23 protein-coding genes are annotated in these 18,345 nt (G+C 52.0%); 2 read left to right on the top strand and 21 right to left on the bottom strand.

Features of this window, described 5'->3' with window-relative positions:
• Window positions 1–201: 201 nt before the first annotated feature.
• The 4 genes from AC1931_RS13310 to AC1931_RS13295 all read right to left on the bottom strand — a co-directional run bounded on the left by AC1931_RS13310 (window position 202) and on the right by AC1931_RS13295 (window position 2,548).
• The gene (locus AC1931_RS13310) at window positions 202–720 is read right to left on the bottom strand and encodes a hypothetical protein (protein WP_483877765.1); all 519 of its coding nucleotides are present in this window, start codon (window positions 718–720) and stop codon (window positions 202–204) included.
• A gap of 5 nt (window positions 721–725) precedes the next feature.
• Window positions 726–1,457 (bottom strand): hypothetical protein, encoded by a 732-nt coding sequence (locus AC1931_RS13305; protein WP_483877764.1) that lies wholly within the window; start codon window positions 1,455–1,457, stop codon window positions 726–728.
• A gap of 170 nt (window positions 1,458–1,627) precedes the next feature.
• On the bottom strand, window positions 1,628–2,035 hold the full coding sequence (locus AC1931_RS13300; RefSeq protein ID WP_483877763.1) for a hypothetical protein: 408 nt from the start codon (window positions 2,033–2,035) through the stop codon (window positions 1,628–1,630).
• Between the two features lie 3 nt (window positions 2,036–2,038).
• Entirely contained in the window at window positions 2,039–2,548 is a 510-nt protein-coding gene (locus AC1931_RS13295; RefSeq protein ID WP_483877762.1) for a hypothetical protein, read from the bottom strand.
• A 946-nt stretch (window positions 2,549–3,494) separates the two neighbouring features.
• On the opposite strand from AC1931_RS13295, the gene AC1931_RS13290 reads away from it, so the two are divergent.
• On the top strand, window positions 3,495–3,656 hold the full coding sequence (locus AC1931_RS13290; protein WP_483877761.1) for a hypothetical protein: 162 nt from the start codon (window positions 3,495–3,497) through the stop codon (window positions 3,654–3,656).
• Window positions 3,657–3,926: 270 nt separating this feature from the next.
• On the opposite strand, the gene AC1931_RS13285 is transcribed toward AC1931_RS13290, so the two are convergent.
• From AC1931_RS13285 to AC1931_RS13220, 14 genes are all read right to left on the bottom strand, one after another.
• On the bottom strand, window positions 3,927–4,334 hold the full coding sequence (locus AC1931_RS13285; RefSeq protein WP_483877760.1) for a DUF2784 domain-containing protein: 408 nt from the start codon (window positions 4,332–4,334) through the stop codon (window positions 3,927–3,929).
• A 53-nt stretch (window positions 4,335–4,387) separates the two neighbouring features.
• The gene (locus AC1931_RS13280) at window positions 4,388–4,522 is read right to left on the bottom strand and encodes a hypothetical protein (protein WP_483877759.1); all 135 of its coding nucleotides are present in this window, start codon (window positions 4,520–4,522) and stop codon (window positions 4,388–4,390) included.
• A gap of 46 nt (window positions 4,523–4,568) precedes the next feature.
• Complete coding sequence (locus AC1931_RS13275; RefSeq protein WP_483877758.1) at window positions 4,569–5,453, bottom strand: alpha/beta fold hydrolase; 885 nt, start codon at window positions 5,451–5,453, stop codon at window positions 4,569–4,571.
• Window positions 5,454–5,513: 60 nt separating this feature from the next.
• Window positions 5,514–5,873, bottom strand: coding sequence for a hypothetical protein (locus AC1931_RS13270; RefSeq protein ID WP_483877757.1), 360 nt, complete (start codon window positions 5,871–5,873; stop codon window positions 5,514–5,516).
• Complete coding sequence (locus AC1931_RS13265; RefSeq protein WP_483877756.1) at window positions 5,870–6,031, bottom strand: hypothetical protein; 162 nt, start codon at window positions 6,029–6,031, stop codon at window positions 5,870–5,872. Before AC1931_RS13265 ends, AC1931_RS13270 begins: the two co-directional genes overlap by 4 nt.
• A 102-nt stretch (window positions 6,032–6,133) precedes the next feature.
• Window positions 6,134–6,631, bottom strand: a complete 498-nt coding sequence (locus tag AC1931_RS13260; protein WP_483877755.1) for an ion channel — start codon at window positions 6,629–6,631, stop codon at window positions 6,134–6,136.
• 199 nt (window positions 6,632–6,830) lie between these two features.
• Entirely contained in the window at window positions 6,831–9,272 is a 2,442-nt protein-coding gene (locus AC1931_RS13255) for an ATP-binding protein (RefSeq protein ID WP_483877754.1), read from the bottom strand.
• 261 nt (window positions 9,273–9,533) lie between these two features.
• Window positions 9,534–9,893, bottom strand: a complete 360-nt coding sequence (locus AC1931_RS13250) for a hypothetical protein (RefSeq protein ID WP_483877753.1) — start codon at window positions 9,891–9,893, stop codon at window positions 9,534–9,536.
• Window positions 9,894–10,236: 343 nt separating this feature from the next.
• Window positions 10,237–10,923: a DUF554 domain-containing protein gene (locus tag AC1931_RS13245; RefSeq protein ID WP_483877752.1), complete on the bottom strand. Its 687-nt coding sequence runs from the start codon at window positions 10,921–10,923 to the stop codon at window positions 10,237–10,239.
• Between the two features lie 185 nt (window positions 10,924–11,108).
• Window positions 11,109–11,579 (bottom strand): SRPBCC family protein, encoded by a 471-nt coding sequence (locus AC1931_RS13240; protein WP_483877751.1) that lies wholly within the window; start codon window positions 11,577–11,579, stop codon window positions 11,109–11,111.
• Window positions 11,580–11,673: 94 nt separating this feature from the next.
• Window positions 11,674–12,630, bottom strand: coding sequence for an NAD(P)/FAD-dependent oxidoreductase (locus AC1931_RS13235; protein ID WP_483877750.1), 957 nt, complete (start codon window positions 12,628–12,630; stop codon window positions 11,674–11,676).
• Entirely contained in the window at window positions 12,627–12,899 is a 273-nt protein-coding gene (locus AC1931_RS13230; RefSeq protein ID WP_483877749.1) for a hypothetical protein, read from the bottom strand. The genes AC1931_RS13235 and AC1931_RS13230 overlap by 4 nt, the downstream gene beginning before the upstream one ends.
• A 14-nt stretch (window positions 12,900–12,913) precedes the next feature.
• Window positions 12,914–14,482, bottom strand: a complete 1,569-nt coding sequence (locus tag AC1931_RS13225) for an ABC1 kinase family protein (RefSeq protein ID WP_483877748.1) — start codon at window positions 14,480–14,482, stop codon at window positions 12,914–12,916.
• The gene (locus tag AC1931_RS13220) at window positions 14,483–14,758 is read right to left on the bottom strand and encodes a hypothetical protein (RefSeq protein ID WP_483877747.1); all 276 of its coding nucleotides are present in this window, start codon (window positions 14,756–14,758) and stop codon (window positions 14,483–14,485) included. It abuts the gene before it with no gap.
• Between the two features lie 89 nt (window positions 14,759–14,847).
• On the opposite strand from AC1931_RS13220, the gene AC1931_RS13215 reads away from it, so the two are divergent.
• Entirely contained in the window at window positions 14,848–15,723 is an 876-nt protein-coding gene (locus AC1931_RS13215; protein ID WP_483877746.1) for a MerR family transcriptional regulator, read from the top strand.
• 37 nt (window positions 15,724–15,760) lie between these two features.
• Here AC1931_RS13215 and AC1931_RS13210 read toward each other — a convergent pair whose 3' ends face one another.
• The 3 genes from AC1931_RS13210 to AC1931_RS13200 are packed head-to-tail and all read right to left on the bottom strand — an operon-like array spanning window position 15,761 to window position 18,283.
• Window positions 15,761–16,642 carry an amino acid ABC transporter permease gene (locus tag AC1931_RS13210; RefSeq protein ID WP_483877745.1) on the bottom strand — a complete coding sequence of 294 codons (882 nt, stop codon included), beginning with the start codon at window positions 16,640–16,642 and terminating at the stop codon, window positions 15,761–15,763.
• 53 nt (window positions 16,643–16,695) lie between these two features.
• Window positions 16,696–17,517, bottom strand: a complete 822-nt coding sequence (locus AC1931_RS13205) for a transporter substrate-binding domain-containing protein (RefSeq protein ID WP_483877744.1) — start codon at window positions 17,515–17,517, stop codon at window positions 16,696–16,698.
• 25 nt (window positions 17,518–17,542) lie between these two features.
• Complete coding sequence (locus AC1931_RS13200) at window positions 17,543–18,283, bottom strand: amino acid ABC transporter permease (RefSeq protein ID WP_483877743.1); 741 nt, start codon at window positions 18,281–18,283, stop codon at window positions 17,543–17,545.
• Window positions 18,284–18,345: the final 62 nt, after the last annotated feature.

The following is an 18,345-nucleotide window of genomic DNA, read 5'->3' as shown; positions in this document are numbered from 1 at the left end:
GTGGCCTTTGAGCCGTGCCCGAAGGGCATCGGTCTCCAAAGGCTGGTTCGTCCGCCTGCGGACGGACTAGCCGAACGGCTCAAAGGCCACCCCGTTCATTCCGACCGCAGGTCGGGATGAACGCCGCACTTGAGCCGCCGCTTGGCCTGGAGCACAGCGGAAGGGCAAGCGGTCGAACTCAAAGTGCTTGTTGGGCCTCATTTATAAATACTCGCGAGAGAAACGAATGAGCTCGTCGATATATCCGATTCCAGTGTTCAAGCTCGGCACATACAGTGTTGGATGGGCGCATTGATTTCGAGTCGCCAAATGGCCTTGCAGGACCCTGAGGCGCGCTTTCCCGATATGCGCAACATCCTTAGCTACGTCTAAAATTTGAGCCTCCGCCACGTTCTCCTTCAGCTCGGCCAAGTCCTTGAACTTCCATGCCGTTCTCTTTGTTCGCATTTCAGCTTCCTTATTGGAATACAATGAGAACGAAAATATCTCAAAGAATCCGCACCACGCCATGACCATTCCAGCACGGATGCACCCTGTCTCCAGGCACCTAATGGATTCCTTGAAATATTCCTGAATGTCGATCGGGGCGCCCGATAGATGATTAAGGAGAGAGTTTAAATGGATGACACGCGACCGCGATGCCTCGTAGGCAGCAAGAATCTTGTGTGCCTCTTTCTCGGCGGCCTCCGCTCGCTTTCGCCAGACCTCTATTGGAAACACGTCGCTTAGCCCGGAAACAAATGGCGCCGCAGAGCCTTGAAGAGTTCGTCATATACTTCCGGTTTATCCGTCTCGGGAAGCTGGAGTTGTATGTTGATTGCTATTGTAGGGGAAGCGGGTGTCGAAGAAGGTGGCTGTACTAGCGGCGTGGGCGAACCCGCGCCTTCGGGGGCAGCTTCAGCGGCTCGTTCTTCAGCAGCAGCTTTTTCACCTCCTAGTTCAGCGTCTTCGGCTGCCGTAGTTTGAAGCGCAGGGCTTGCGACGCGTAACTTGCCGTTGCTTTCCTCAACCAATCCCGACAAGGTAAGCAAGTCAGTCACAGTCTTTGCTCCCGTTCTATTCGCTTTGGTGTTCTTTGCGCCCGAGGCGAAAAGTATATGTCCCATCACATCATCGGGCGTCATTCCTCCCTTTATTCGAATGGTCGAAATGACGTTTGATAGAAACTCGTTACCTCTAACAACCTCTCGCCAAGATGCAGAGATCTGTTCTTGAATATTGTGATCCAGCGCCCGCGCTAGTTTCTTGCCCGATTCTGTAATCTGCTTTTTTTTTCCGCCCGCAATAATGCCGACTTGAGACAAGAAAGGATTGTTGGGACTGATCGTCGTTCTCCCGATCGCCGTAAGCTTTGAGAGTGTGTCCAGGTCGACCTCTTTCCCCACATGGCCGTAACCCTTAATAATTTTTTCAAGCTCTCCGCGAGACGAAGAAGGTAAGCTTATTTCTTCAGCCATGGGTACTCCTCAATCGAGTTAGAATTATCAGAACAATTGCTCTTTTACGTGGCCCAACGGTCGTGATAAGCGGCGGCGACGCGAACTTGCGTGACCTACCACAATTTTATATTTTGCTTTTCGTGAACAACACCAGCATATTCCGTCCGCTTGATTATCTGGTTGGGCATTTATTCATTCAATAAACTATTGATCAAATCGTCTGCACCTGAAACTTTAAACTTAATTACATTCAGTAAATCTTTTAATATTTCTTCTCTCGGGAAAGTCCACAAGGAATTGCCAATATCGCTTACAAGTTCAAGAACTACCTCGCTATACCAGCGAGTTTCTGTAGATTTTGCATTTGTTAGAAATACATTTATCTTGGCAGACAAAGATGGCCCCTTGTACTTCCTTCGATATATTCTTAGTTTTTTGTTTTTGTATTCAGTTACAAATACTGAATTTATCACTTCTTCATTGTCTTGCCTTGGGACTTCACCAAAATCAACCGAGTGCCAAATTAGTTTATTTTCTCTTGTTAGAGATATAATCTTTGCAATAGCTTCAATGTTTTTATCTTTATTCTCTTCCATTATCTACATCTCCCATCTAGCGTCTTCATATAAGCTGCTGCATTCTTTAGTTATTTTATAGAGTGAAACATATATTGTTTCCAGCACTTCTTTTTCTGTTTTACGTGAATTTCCGTTTGAAAGTGGATTAAAATCAATTATTAATTGAATAATAGGATGTCGATTTGTATTAACTTGATTAATGTCTTTGATTAGTGTTTTTACTTGTTTTTTTAGTGGTCCATCTATTTTTTTGGCTAAAGACTTAAGGTCAATTTCAGCAGTTGCTAGTATTTCAAATGTCCTTGTAGTGTAACCGCCGAAACCATTCAAATGGTCCGAAATAGATGATGCTATATCTGAAAGGTTTTCATTTAATTGTGGTACACGTGCTGTGAAAATGTAAAATTTTTTCATTTTCTTAACAGTCAATAATACAAATATTGACAATATGAAGCCGGCAATTGATCCAATTGACCCCGCCGCCGAAATATAATCACCATTTAAGATTTTCAAGATTTCATTTACGTTCATATTGATTTCTTTTTTCTATTAAGAAGCCCAACAATAAATAGACGGTCTTTATAAAACTGTAAACACAGAAAGTCAGAGCTATATAAAATTCTCGACCGAATTATCGATGAATCAAAATTTCACCCATACTTCAAGATTTTACAATTACATTGACCTTTTCACTTTCCGGTATATACAGATCAGCATAAACCGGTTCAGATACTATCCATCGGACTTTTCACTCCCTTTCCGCTTTTGTTGAAAACATGCGTGTAAATCATGGTCGTACTCACATCCTTATGTCCCAAAATAACTACCAAAAAAAACGCCACCGACCGGCATAATGCCGACGCGGTGGCGTTTGATATTCAGTGTGGTGTTTTCCTCATCCTCAGCCCCCCTGAAAATGTAACTTTGTCTAGATACCTCATTGGCAAGGAGTTGTCAATTTTTGCCGTCGTTGACCCTCTTTCCCATTGTGACGCAGCGACAATTTATCTGCTGGTGTAAAAGAAACCGTCACGATACCCCCGGTCCGGGCCTTTACCACCGAACGTACGCGCGGAATCCCCTGGCGAGCGCAAGCGAGAGGGGGCGCCTGTTGCCTTCCGTGAGAAGGGGCAGCGACCTGCCAATATCAGCTAGCGATGAGAAAAGCACCGCCCTGTGCGCACCACAAGTCGCCCCACGCCAGTGGAAAGCTCTTTTTGCTGACTTTGTGGAGCGCTTGCCAAAAAGTCAGGCGGCGGGCGGGGCCGCGATCCCGCGACCTTGATGCTGATTTGGATTGGTCAGGACAGTTTCCCCCAATAAGTTTAAGACCGGCGGTTCGCGCACCGCCGAGCGCCGTCCTTTTGATAGGCGTCAAAAGGATGCAAAAACGCCTCCACTGGCGTGGGGCGACGTGAGATAAACGGTTATGGCGTTGCGATCTGGTTGAAATCTACGGAACGGTGATGGCCAGCAAATGAAGGTTTTCAACCTGGCCGCCCTGCGCGCAAGCGCTGAGGGGCTTATGACGGTTGGCCGCTGCGATGATTTATTTGCTGGTGTAAAAGTAACCGTCACGGTACCCCAGATCCGGGCCTTTACCGCCGAACGTACGCGCCGAATCCCTTGGCGAGCGTAAGCGAGAGGGGGGGCCTGTTGCCTTCCGTGAGAAGGGGCAGCGACCTGCCAATATCAGCTAGCGATGAGAAAAGCACCGCCCTGTGCGCACCACAAGTCGCCCCACGCCAGTGGAAAGCTCTTTTTGCTGACTTTTTGGAGCGCTTGCCAAAAAGTCAGGCGGCGAGCGGGGCCGCGACCTCGCGACCTTGACCTTAATATTGATCTTTAACAATCGGGCGACGCATGCGTTGCCCCTACAAAAATCACTTCAAAACACGCCTGCGCAGCATCAGGCACTCCTGTCCTTGCCCTTGCCTCGCCTCGGCGGGAAACGCCACCAGGCCCAACCCACCAACAACGCAAAGCCGCTGTAAACCACGGCAAAAACCCACATCGGCGCATCAACGTAGAGGATGCGCTGGACCCAGTGCTCGATAAAGCTCCGCTCGTAGCCGCCTTGGCCCGCCTGCTCCCGCAGGAAGGTCTCGAGTTTTGTCAGGGAGCAGTAGCGCCCCAACCAGGCCTGCAACACAACAATGACAATCGTCACCAGATGAGCCAGCCGCCACCACAGGCTGTTGACCCAGCGCCAGCCGCTCCGGTTGCCGATAAGAATGGCCGGAAGACCCAGCACCACGAAGATGACGATGCCAAAATGGATGAGCAGGACGGTGTCTGCGAGTGCCTGATAGGGCAAGGGTGCTTCTCCCTGCAATGAACAGCTCACGATAAACGGCGTTGGCCTGCATGTCAGGCCCCAACCCGGGAGACGTTGATGCTGATGGCAACTATTTGATCACCAATTACCATGACGGCGGCAGAAAGACTGGTGCAGCCACGCCAGACATCAGAAAAATGCAGCAACCAGGAATGTCGCTTGATCACCAGGCCCTGGCATAAGGTTTCGCATGACCAGCCGGTGGTGCGGTTGTTATATGTTGATATGACTTTTTGATTCTATGGATTTAATGGCTTTTTCCAACAATATATTAAATTCTTCGGGCTTTTCCAGCATGGGAAAGTGACCTGTATCTTCAATATAAAACAGCTGATAGTTTTGTATATGCTTTCTGTTTTCTTCCGCTGCTGTCGGCCATAATCTGGCGTTTATTGAGACAACAGGGATAGTGATGTCCTTAAAGACAATAGCGGCCTCTCCGGTTACATACTGCCCCAGGTAGTTGCGAAAGGCACTTAATGCAATGTCCTTGGGGGCAGAAGACATATCTTCTTTTACCCAATTCATCAATTGTTGATCTGTTCCTGCAGGGAACATGGTTGCAACAAAATTCTGCGTGGCGCTTTTGAAATCAGCTTCAAAGGGTTTTGCCATTTCGTCAATGACCCTTTGAGGAGTGAGCTCGGCAACGTTTTGCAGGGTATCAACGCCTACAATCCCAACGACGCTATCTGGCATCAAGCCAGCCGCTTCAGCAATGACACCGCCTCCCATTGAATGTCCGATTAAAATAGCTCTATCAATATTTTCCCTGTCCATAACGGCTTTCATATCCCTGGCGAATGACAGCATGGTAAAATCGGATCTGTCTAATGAAGAATGGCCGTGGCCGGCCAAATCAACGGTGATCACTTGATATTCTTTTGCGAATACAGGAATCTGTTTGTGCCAGTAACGCCCATCACAATTCCAACCGTGAATAAAGATCAGCGCAGTCTTTCCTTTGCCGGCCACATCATAGGCGATCCATTCTGCATCAAAAGACAATGCGACGTCATGCCTGAGATGCAGCTGGCTGCTCGTGCATCCTGTTAACAGGAGGAAAGGAATTAATATAAATAATATCTGTTGTTTCATGTATGTTCCTTGGTTTTTATATAACGCCGCATTCAGTGGCTTGTCAGCTGCAATGCTGCGCTAGGGAAGACCATGTGTACAGAGCGGGATTGCCTGACTGATAACTACTTGCGTCAAGATAAGACGCTTTCCAGACTTGTCTAACTCATCCCAGTGATCTACTGGTAGTAGCTCAACAGTGGAAGGGTCTAGCTTTTCCGGATCACCTATCCTTGAGGCATTAACTATTGCTTCTTTTACCAGGCAATCTGTGACCTTGTCTCCTAATGACTCCATTTCAGAGGCAAAAGTTTGAATTTCTTCATTGGTCAAAGGGCCACGGCTCACCTTAATTTGAAACAGATCTTCTAACGAAAAATCACATGCGCTACATAGCAATATGACTAGACCCACACAAATTAACTTAGCTCTAAACTTCAAACGCTAATCTCCTCCCCTGTTCTTGCAAAACAACTACAATAAAAAACGCCACCAACCGGCACGATGCCGATAAGAATGGCCGGAAGCCCAAGCACCACGAAGCTGACGATGCCAAAAGGGATGATCAGGACGGTGTCTGCGAGTACTTGATAGGGCAAGGGTGTTCTCCCTGCGACGACTAACGTCGCGCCATGACGGCCGGTTTTGAGGCGCAGAAACAGAACATCACAATCCGCATTAGCTGAATATCGATTTTTATCCTAACCTTGCCCGTCCTTTTGCTGCTTTTTCTTCAACTTTTCAACATGAATGATCAACATATCGACCGTTTTTTTGAGCAATTCCAACTCTTCAACACCCAATTCGTCTAATTGCTCCAAATTATATTCTATTGTGTCGATTATCTTTTTCCCGGGTCGCTGAAAAGGACGCATAAAATATGTTGTGACTGTCGCCACGATGGTCCCAAAAAACAGCATGGAGCCAACGACTATCCAAATTCCACCAAATAATTGAGCCATACCGGACTTTGGTGCATCGGCGATTCCTGCTGTTGAAAAAGCGGCAACTCCCCAATATAGGGCGTTGCCGTAAGAATGGATCGCGCCATCTTCAATTGATCGTTCAGAAAAATAGATCAGCGCAGAAAAAAACAGCCACAACCCCACCATTAAAACGAGCATTTTTACAAATGGGGTATGGACCAAAATATCTTTGGTAAATCTTTTAATTCGTGTGTTGACCCTGGATTTATTCATGAACATGTCTTTTATTAGAACTGTTTCCCTTCCGGGTATTGACCTACTTGGAGTATACACCAAAAACAAGTCTTAACTTCGTTAATGGCGCTGGCACATTAGAATTTTTCCGCCAGGGCAGGAACAACTGAGATGTAAAAATAACCACTGTTTCAACCCGGGCCGAGCACTTATCACCGAATGTTCGACAAATATCCCATCACTCCGGCATCCATGCCAGACCCATCACGGTCACAGAAATGTCGGTCTTGCGCGGGCGGATGTGGGTGGTCTCAATCTGCACCTGATCGATATCAAACTCATCCTGAATGCGTTGCAGTTCCGTTTCCAGTTCCGCTTCAAGTGCTTGATAGCGACTTTCCACAGCGGCCAGGGACTCAGAGGCATCGTCGATGTCGCGCTTCTTAGCGGCGGTGCGGGCGCCGCCGCGCATGGTGGTGGTTGCCCGGCCCAGGGTCCCGGCGGATATGGCTTTACGTCCCAAAAGCGCCCCCAGCAAGGTGGCGCCGAAGGAAATCGCGGTAGTCATCTTCTGCTGGCCGTATTGGTCCTTCGACTTGTCAACCCGCACCTGCGCTTTACGTACCTGCTCCTGCAGGGTGGTTAAGCGTCTTGAATACCTTTTGCGCATCTTTTCTATCTGATCATCGCGCTTCTCGCGCAACACCAGGGCAATGCGGGCCCTGAAGTCACCTTCGCTCTCCTCCGACGTTGATGACAGTTTGACTTCGGGGCAGGTTTTCAGCTCCAGGGTGATTTCCTGGTAAATATGCGCCGGCAGCATCTTCCCCCAGATCTTGATCTGGTTTGGCCGCACACTGGCGTCGGGCACTGCGGTAAACTCTGCCCCGGCGAGGGGTTGGCGATCAAAAGCCGCCAGTTCGGTCAGCGATTGATCAGCCTGGTTCCAGGCGAATTCTTCGCTGTGTTCAACGGTCGGATGCATGAGTTGCAGCGTCTGCCAGCAATCGATTCCGGATCTGGCATTGACAAAATGCAGGCGCGCCTCAGCAAAGATAAGCGGTCGGTAATGGATCGTTGAAGCTCCCGGATGACGCGGGCGCAGGAAAACTTCTTCCACCCCGGGTGGCAACCTGGTACCTGACGTGAGCATTGCTGACAGGGCCGTATCCATCTCTGCCGGCGCAGAATTCATGCTGTCCGTCGTCGTGCGATTGGCGGTATCCCTGAACACCGCCGGCTTGCTAGCGGGAAGGGGGGACGGGGTCGCAGATCCGGTCAACAGCTTGATCTGGCTCATGGCCAGGGGACCGCGCAAAAAAGACATGGCCCAGCGTGACTGGAACAAGAGGGGATGACCCCGATGCACATTGTGCATCAGGAAAACCCGCTTGCCCAGACCGGAAAGCAGCTGATCAATTTCGGCGCGCGCGAATCCTGCGCCGGCCCCCTGGGTAGCGCTTTCCAGGCCATCCAGCACGCGGGCTTTATCGCGATCGGTTTGCAATCGCCCAATCAACCAGGTGCCGGTGTTGGCAAGCCCCTTGTAATCAAGATCGACCGGGTTCTGGGTTGCCAGCACCACGCCCAGCCCATAGGCCCGTGCCTGCTTAAGCAAAGTCAGCATCGGTTGCTTTGAGGGGGGATTCGCCGTCGGCGGAAAAAATCCGAAGATCTCATCCATGTAAAGAATGGCGCGCAAGCTGGACGTACCCGACTGTTGACGCATCCAGGCCAACACCGCGTTGAGCAGGATAGTAACGAAAAACATACGCTCAGTGTCCGCCAGGTGGGCGATGGAAAGAACAGCAACGCGGGGCTTGCCCTCTGAGGTATAAAGCAAACGCTGAATATCAAGGGGTTCTCCTTGCGCCCATACGGAGAAACCGGGTGACGCGATCAGATTGTTCAATGCCAGCGCCAGCGCCATCCGCTCGCTGGCAGGATAATAGGAGTCAAGATCAAAGACCCCCACCTTGCTGAAAGGGGGTTTTTGAACCTCATGGATCAACGTGGGAATATCCAGATCCTGGCCGAGACGCCAGTGGTGCTCCAGGATGGTCGACAGCAGGATATGTTCGCGACTGCGGATCGGATCACCGTTGATACCGGCAAGGGCCAGCAATCCGGAGACGGCCGCCAGCACGTAATCACGGAAAAGGGTGGTATCTGCAACGGTTTCGGCAGTCGGCGCGGCAAAGGAGCGCAGTATGCTTATGGGCTTCCCACCCTCGCTACCGGGGGTATAGATGCAAAATTCGGCGGCGGATTTGAGCCGGGCGATGCGTTCCACCGGCTGATGCCAGGCGGCCAGACCGGCTTTCCAGTTCTGCGCTGTCTGCTCCGACAGTTGGGTCATGGTCATGCCCTTGCGGGCGGCGTCCTGGGGTTCAATCCAGGGCGCAAAATCTGCTGCGGCGAGATCAGGAAAACTGAGCAGAAGATTGCCCATATCCCCTTTCGGGTCGATCACGATGGCTGGGATGCCGTCGATGGCCGCTTCTTCCAGCAGGCTGACACAGAGGCCGGTCTTGCCACTCCCGGTCATGCCGACGCATACGGCGTGGGTAGTCAGGTCCTTGGCATCGTACAACAGGAGATCATCAAGGGTCTTACCCTGCTGTGCATCAAACAACCGACCCAGGTAAAATGAGCCCAGCTTTTCATAATCGTGCATCATGGCCTAACCTCCCTGTTGATAAGCCGCCCCACGGGACATAGCAGAACTCAGGATACAGAAGGAAATCAAGGGCTGCGTGCGCGAGCCGGTTGGATGAGCTGACTATCCGATTTTTGATACCTCGTATCCTCGGACAGTATAAACCGCTTCACAGGCCATTCATTGTTTTTTTGTGCAACCGGCAACGAAAAAGGGTCGCCAAAACTTCCGGCGACCCTTTTTTGTACGTCATATAGATTCTTTGATCAACTTACACCGCGATTAAAACCCCAGACGAATGATCACACTGGGCACTCCGATGATAACCGAATTTTTAGGATACTGGGCATGATGCCTTACTACTTTTTTCGGCTGGTGACGATGTGAATAATACTTTTTATAGTAACCATAGGCCGGCGCATGACGGGGTGGCCGGTGATAGTTTCTGGGCTGCCGGTCATCCCACCGGTCTGAGCGCTCATAACGATGGTCACGGTGCTGGCTGGTTTGGTAGATGACCACCTTTTCCCTGGTCACAACCTTCTGACCGCCACCATGTCCATCACCTCGTGCAGCCGATGCCAGCGCCGGGGTTACCAGGAACAAACTTACTGCCAATAACAATACCAGAGTCCTTTTCATATTTGCCTCCTTGGTCTCAAGGCTGCGAAGGTGATCTTTGGCCCGGTGACTGCTGCCTTCACCTTGCCCACCTTGCTGCGTGATGATTTCAGTTATAGCCGACTAAAATCTTCTACGCATTGGACATCGACCGGAATACCTCTGGATGTCGGGTTACATTTATTTGATTTCAGTATGTTACAAGCTGGTTCCGGAGAAAGATAAAGCACTAAAAATCATCGAATCAGCGCTTTTTCTGAGCCCTTGCACCTGGCTGGCGCTTTTCAGGTACAGATCACCTGACGTTTCCGCCCACAAACTTCCGTGAGTGAGCTGTAGCATTAAACACTGTGGCGATTAGCACTCAAGCCAATTGAAACAGCCACATCAGGCCGACCGCAACCGCGACCGCCGGCAGGAGATTGCCTACCGGCAAGCGTTTTAAGCCGATCAGATCCAGGGCGATAGCAGTGATCAGCAGGCCACCAACAGCGTTCATTTCGACAATGACCGCCGGGGTCAGGAGCGCACGGCTCATCTCCGCTGCGAGGGTAATGGCGCCCTGATAAAAGAACAGAGGAATGATAGAGAAAATGACACCGATTCCGAGGGTCGATGCCAGGGCGATGGAAGCAACACCATCCAGAAAGGCTTTGGCATAGAGGATGGTCGGTTCCTCCCCCATGCCATCCTGCAACGCACCCATGATCGCCATGGCGCCGACGCAGTAAAGCAAACTGGCAGTGACAAATCCCTCGGCGACCTTGCCCATCCCGGAAAAGCGCTGTTGCAAATGCAGACCAAAGGATTCCAGGCGTTTTTCGATGGCCAGAAGTTCGCCAATCAGACCGCCGGCAATCAGGCTGCCGATGACAATCATGATCTGTTGGCTCTGCAAAGCCAGTTGCAGCCCGATTAACAGTACCGCCAGACCCAGACCCGCCATCAGGGTGTTTCTGATCCTGGCGGATAGATATCGCCCCGCCCACCGACCGATCAGGGAGCCGATAACGATAGCGCTGATATTTACAAGGGTTCCCTGCAGTATCATGAAGATATCCGGACCGTTCGGGTTGTACCTGAAGAGGCGTAGCACTCAACAAGCTCATTTTGCTGACGGGTTGAGGGTGCCACCATATCCCAAAAAAACTCAAAGGGAAACACGCAATATCAACGACACTAAACACCGTCACAGGCAGTCAAAAAGGCCTGAGTGCCTGTGGTCGCCTGAGTCAGTTAGCGTCCTTTCGTAGCCGCCGGGAACAGTTCCAGTAATCTTCCACGGCGATAATCAAAAATATCCCTTAGCATCTGCCCTACCTTCAGCGCGTGGACCATATCACCCACCGGCCCAAAGGGAAGTGCGTAGGTCACATGATCAATCATTTTTGTCTTGTTGGCACCCAGGCTTTCAACCTGGTGATAATGATACCACAGGCGGTAAGGGCCAAGACGCTGTTCATCGACAAAGGAAATCCCTTCACGTATATGTTTGATCTCCGTTAACCAGCGATGGGTACCGAACCAGGGAATGCGGATCCGGTACAAGATTGTCAGTCCGTTGTACATCCGTTCCGGCAATTCACTGACAATCCGGAAATCCAGATCGGGCGGGGTCAGCTGGTTAAGATTTTCAGGTGTTGCTATGAAATCCCACAGGGTCTCACAGGGAACATCAAGGAGTATTTCACGGTGAAGTTCATGCATGTCAAAGCCTCTTCAGGTTGAGGGAACAACCGATTGCCGACAAAAGTTTGTCTTCTTGTCATTTTTTTAAGTCAGGACGTCAAAAGACCACTGGTCACGCCGGATCTTTACTGATCTGTCTGCCCAGAGCCATGGCACTGGCCCAGGCATCCTCCACTGTGCGGCCGATACACCAGTCAGCACATATACCTATTTGCAAACCCTGACTCCACAAAAAGTCTTTTCCCAGAGGAGTCTTGGTAAAGGCATAGCGCCAACGGTGGGCAAATAACAACTGCGGGGGCGTTGCTGGAGAAAGACCCTGGCTCAATAACGCACCCAGCTCGGCGCCGACGGTCTCCGGTGCATCTTCAAGGTGCTCCTGCGACCAGTCGGCAGTCGCCTGCAACAGGTAAATACCTGTATTGTTGCGCCCGGCCTTGGCGCTGTTTGCGACAATCCGGCGCAAACCCGGAACCGGATCAATCATGACTTCTGCGGGCTCGCTCAAGGGTGCAGACAACTGCACGGCCGCAACCCAGCAAGGTTCCATCTGCGCCTTTTTCACCTCGTCAGCCATCCCGGCAATGTCGCGCACCAGCGCATAGGTCTGGGGCGCAGGTGCGGTGATGACCACCAGATCCCAGTGACCCAGCAGGGACTCCCCATCATTATAGAGCAACCAGTTGCTGCCCTCACGTTCCAGTCTGGCAATCCGGGTAGAGGGCTGGAAGGGGATCTCGCCGAGCAATGAGCGGGTGATGCTGCTGTTACGCGGGATTCCAATATAACCCGGCAATTCGTCCTGCTTCGGTACTCCACTCACCTGTGCCCGCCAAATCTGCCATACCCCGGGCGCAAGATGACGTTGCAGATAACCGGCAAAGGCACTTGACTGGGCGGCAAAATAGGGAGCGCCATGATCGATCCAGCCGCCCTGCCAGGAGCGACTCGACATGCGCCCACCGGTGCCCTTGCTCTTATCGAAGAGGGTAACGGCCTTGCCCTGTTCCCGTAACTGCCGGGCAATGGTTACCCCCGCCATCCCGGCGCCGATCACTGCTGCTCTCATCCTTGACTCCTGTCTATATCGGGGAATTCTATCTGCTGAAGGCACTCAGCCCTTACGGCTTCAAGTACGGCAATGGTTGCTTCGAGCCGGGCATCACCAATCTCGCCGCGCCCGGTCCAGTCGTTCCCCTGACGCACGTATAAACTGCGCAACTCGCGCTCCAGTTGTTCAAGCAATGATTCGGGAGCTTCGATCAGTTGCTCGGCAAAAAAACCGGGTAAGTTTTCCAGGATGGTCTCTTTGTGGGTATCAACATAGGTCATATTCATTATCTTTCTCTCCGTCATTGTTTGTCACGCAGCATCCAGGCGGCCAGCGCCAGACTGATCATCGACAATACGGTGCCGGGTCGGCTCAGCCATTGCTGAAAATAGAATGCCAGCGCCAGAAAAAAAATCATCAGGCCAAGGCGGCGCAACTGTTTGCCCATCTTTTTAACCAGATAATCCCGGTCGGGCCGCGCCATCCGCACCGTCAGGTCGCCCTGCTGTGCCTGTTCGATAACGGTTCGTGCCTGGGAAAGCGTCAGGGGTAACTGCACCAGCTCGCGCTTGAGCCGCTCTGCGACACCACGATCCTCGCCTAATGCGCGGGGCAGATTGTCTTTAAGGATCGGCAAAATATCCTTGATCCCGTTGAAGTTGTTGACATATTGGGTACCCAGTCCTTCAATCAGGGAGCTGACCCGCATCACATAGATGACATCCTGGGGCAGCTTGAAGGGCTGGTCCTGCAACAACTCCAGCACCCCGAACGCCAGGCCCTGCATACTCGCTGCGTCAAGATGATCGCTGTCAAAAATAGCGAACAGGTTTTCGGCAATCCGGCTTAAGTCACTACCGTCAGCCTCTTCGGTTAACATCCCCATGCGCCGCGTCGCGCCAACCAGCAGCGGATAATCACGCTCGTAAGCGGCTTTGACCGCATAGATCATCGCCTGGCGCATTTCCTGCGGGATTCTGCTGACCATGCCGAAATCAAGGAGAATGAGCTGCCCTTGTTCGGTTACCAGCAGATTGCCGGGGTGCGGATCAGCATGGAAAAACCCCTTGACCAGCATCTGTTCGGTATAAAACAGTACCAGGGTTGCCATCAGAGCAGAAAAATCAACCCCCCAGGCCTCGATCTGACGAACATCATCAATGCGCGCACCCTCTTCAAAACTCATGACCAGGGCATCATCGCTGGACAGGGCTTTAACCGGAACTGGAAAACGCACCCCGACAGTGCTGTAGGTCTGGCTGAAGAGCTCAAGATTGGCCAATTCCTGGGTCATGCTGACTTCCTGGCGGATCACCCTGGTAAACGCCGCCAGCACTGATTCGATGGAATGCCGGGTCTGATCGCTAAACAATGGACGAAACAGGCGTAAAAACAGGTTAAGCAGAATAATATCAACCCGTACCTGGACGCGGATATTCCAGCGCAACAGCTTGACCGCCACCTCCTGACCACCATCACGCAGACGGGCACGATGAACCTGACCGATAGAGGCGCTGGCGAGGGGCTGCTGATCAAAATACGCAAACACGTCCGGGTCACTAAAAGCGCGCCGGAAGACCCGCGAACGGTCAGCAGCTGACATCGCCGGCATACGGTCATGCAACTGCCGCAATGCGACGAGATAGTCCTCATCAAAAAAATCCGCCCTGGTTGCCAGCACCTGAGCCAGCTTGACAAAACTGGCGCCAAGCATGCGGACAGTATCAACAAGTTCATCGGGAGCTAACGGCCGCCACCACCACCAGCGTGAACGCCGCCGGAACAGCAGAAAAACCGTCATCAGAAAACTGAAAACGGCATAGCTGCGCCCCGGTCGGCAAAGATGCAAAATGAGTCTGAAGCTGTTCACTTAGCTTTTAAGATCCTTTTTGAGCGCCTCCAGATCCGCCTTGGTCGCCAGACCGAGTTCGTTGATCACCTCGGTAATCTGCTCGCGCAAAAGATCTTTTACATGATCTTTTTCCTGCGCTCCCCGTTGACTGAGCTCATCGAGAAATTCCCGTGCATTGGCTTCTGCTTCGCTCTGCCACTTTTTGACTTCCTCACTGTTATTTTCCAGCTTATCCTTCACCGACAGGGCTCCCCCCAAGGCAATATAAAAAAGCTGCTCCAGTTTCTTGTCCATAAATAACTCCTTTTACTTGATACCGGGTTTCCAAAAATTTATTTTTAGTATAGTATTCCAATAAATACCCTATTGTCTAGGACAAAACCATGATCACCATCCAGCAGCTGAGCCAGGAACTTGGCATTGGCGTAGACACCCTGCGGGTGTGGGAGCGCCGCTTTGGCTTTCCCGCCCCTGAACGCAACGCGCGCGGACACCGCCTTTATCCGCCGGCACAGATTGATGATTTGCGTATCGTCAAAAAGCTCCAGAATCTGGGTCATCGTCCCAAACAACTGTTTGCTTTGACACCAGCGCAGCGCAAAGCATTACTAGGACAGCAACAGCCTGACGAACGTCATCAGAACCTGCAACATCTGGTTACAAACGTTGCAGCGGCAGAGGTTGAAAGGGAACTGCGTACCCAGTTGCACCAGCGGGGAGCCAAGGCTTTTATCCTGGAGTTTGCGGTTCCTTTGCTGGAAGTGATGGATCGCGGCTGGCTGACCGGCGAGCTGAGTATTGCCCGCGAGCATCTGCTCTCAGATTGCCTGGCAACCCTCCTGAAGGAACAGCTGGTTCCCCGAGCGAATGGTCCGAGGATCGTCTTTATGACGTTGAGCGGCGAACGCCACAAGCTGGGCCTGCTGTTATCTGCGGTTTTGTTTCACCAGCAGGGGTGCGACTGCCATCTGGTCATGGAGGAGCTGCCGGTGGCGGAAGTAACGTCTATGGTGGATTTTTTTGCTGCGGATGCCGTTGCCCTGTCATTCAGTATTCAGATCACTCCACGACAGGCAAAGCAGGATCTGGCATGGTTACGTAAAAACTTGCCGAACCATATCAATATCATCGCCGGCGGGTTTGCCTTGCGTAACGGGCTGCACCTGCCGGGGATCAGTGTGTGTACCGACCTGGGCCAGATCAGCAGCCTGTGTGCCCGCGAATTCCCCGATCTCAATCCAGAAAAACCGCCGGGCTGAACGGTTTGCCTTGGGTTGAAACCGCAGAAACGGTTGCCTAATACTGGTACGCGCGGCGCATGCGCAATTCCAACCGCCCTGCCAGGGTTGAACAGCTATAGGTCAAAAGAAAATAGAGAGCGGTTACGGTCAACCACACCTCAAAGGTCAAATAAGTGGCGGCCATCAGTTCCAGTCCCTGGAAGGTCAGTTCCTGAACCGAAATCACTGCAACAATGGCTGAGTCCTTGATGGTCGAAATCGCCTGCCCGGTCAATGGGGGGATCATCCGTTGCAGTGCCTGGGGCAGAATCACCCGGCGCAGGATCTGCCAGTGACGCATTCCCAGAGCGCGGGCGGCCTCCCACTGACCCTCTTCGATACTGTTAATCCCGGCGCGGACAATTTCCGCTACATAAGCACCCTCGAACAGGGCCAGGGTAAAAGCGGCGGCGACAAAAGTTTCGATCTGGTCGATGGGAGCAACCAGCACCGGCACCAGGGTCTGCACCCAGTCGGGGGCGGCGTACAAACGTGCACCGATCTCAAGTTGCGGCAGAATCTGGTCGCTGATAAAAAAAAAGAAAATAAATATCAGCACCAGTGGTGGCAGATTGCGCAGCAGGGTGACATAGGTACCCCCCAGCAAACGGTTAAACAGGTGCGGGCTGATGCGCAACAGACCGGCAATAACCCCGAAGGGCAGCGCCAGCAGCAGGCTCCAGAAACTCAGACGGATGGTTGTCAGCAGACCGAGCAGGAGCATGTTGGGTACCCACCCGCCTTCGCTATCGCGGCGCAGCAGATACTGCGGGATGACCTGCCAGTTCCAACGATACTCGAGGCCAATACTGACCCGGTAGCCGAGATAGGTAATCAGGGTCAGCAGTGCCAGGAGCAACAGGGTATCAAGCCACCCCCAGCGCGGGGAATGTCGCAAAAAATCCTCCTATGAACAGGCCTTTTGATGCTCAAGCCGGATTGACCTGCAATCTATTCGATCTGATCACGCCAGTCTTCAGTAGTAAACCAGTAGTTATAGCGGTCCTCCAGCCAGCCGTCGGCAAAGCGCAGGCGAATCCAGTTGTTGAGAAAGTTAAGAAAATCAGGGTCTCCTTTGCGAACCGCAAAACCGATGGGTTCACGGGTAAAGGTTTTGCCGGCCAACGGCAGATAAAGCCGTTCCGGGTAACGCAAGGCCTGAAACTCCGGGAACGGCTGCGAAGCAACCATGGCGGCGGCCCGGTTGTTGAGAAGCTCCTGCAACGCCTGCCCTTCGTCATCGAACAGTCGCAGTTGCGCCTGGGGCAGGTAGCGCTCGGCGGCAGCGGCGGCGGTGGTACCGATGCGGGCGACGATCTCGACATCCGGTGAATTAAATTCTGCAATGCTGCTGCGTTCACCTGCCAAACGCCGATTAGCCAGGATCGACATGCCGGAATATTCGTAGGGATCACTGAAATTGACCTTGAGATTACGCGCCGGAGTGATCCCCATACCCCCGATGATGATATCGAACTTGCCGGTCAAAAGGGCTGGAATGATTCCCGACCAGCGGGTTGGCACCAGCTCCAGTTCAACCTCCATGTCCTGCGCAAGTTGTCTCGCCACCTCGATTTCGAAACCGGTAAAGCCGCCGGTCTTGTCCTTCATGGCCCAGGGCACAAAGGTCGAAAAGCCAACGCGCAGGCGGTTGTTTTGGATCACTTGCTCGAGGGTGCTCTCTTGAATCAATTGCTGCCGGGAATTGTTGGCCGATAAGGGAGCAGCGCAGAAAAGAACCAGCGATAGCAGCAGGATCAATCGGGTTTTCATTTTTTTTCTCCTTGAAAACGAGTGGTCAACGGGAAGGAAAAAACTTATTTTCCAGATATCTTACCAGAAGAGTCAGTATCAGGGTAACGCTAAGATAGATGGCGGCGACAACAAACCAGATTTCAAAGCTTAAAAAGGTTTCGGCGATGATCTGCTGGCCGCGCATGGTCAGGTCATAAATAGCAATGGTCGATACCAGGGCTGAATCTTTAACCAGGGAGATTCCTTGACTGGTCAGGGGTGGAATCATCTGGCGCAGGGCCTGGGGAAGGATAACGTGGCGATAGCACTGGGCTCTGTTCATCCCCAGGGAGGAAGATGCCTCCCACTGGCCGGAAGGGATAGCAAGGATGCCGGCACGGATAATTTCCGACGCATAAGCTCCCTCAAACAAGCTCAAGGCCAGGACGGCAGCAGCAAAACGTCCCATGTCAAAAATTGGTGCAAAAACAAAATAGATGACAAAAATCTGGATCAGTAGCGGGGTGTTACGAATCAGTTCCAGATAGACTTTTGCAAGACCGGTTGCCATCAGGCTGCTGGACAGGCGCATCAGCGCCACCACCAGGCCGATAACGAGGGACAATCCGAGACTGATCACGACAATTTCGAGGGTGACCCACAATCCCTGAAACAAGAGTCCGAAGCGCCAGCCGTCGGCGGTGGTTTCGATCAGGTAGCGGGTTACCCGCTGCCATTGCCAGTTGTAGCCGAGCCCCTCGGCACCACTCAGCAGCAGATAACAGCTCCCCGCAACCAGCAACATAAAAGCACTGACCTGCAGCAGATCAGCGATCTTTTTATTTAATCTAAAAGATGAAGAAGAGA

Source organism: Pelovirga sp. C15f (genome assembly GCF_057178085.1).
The sequence above is the reverse complement of the archived record's forward strand: the minus strand, read 5'-3'. Positions and strand labels throughout refer to the sequence as shown.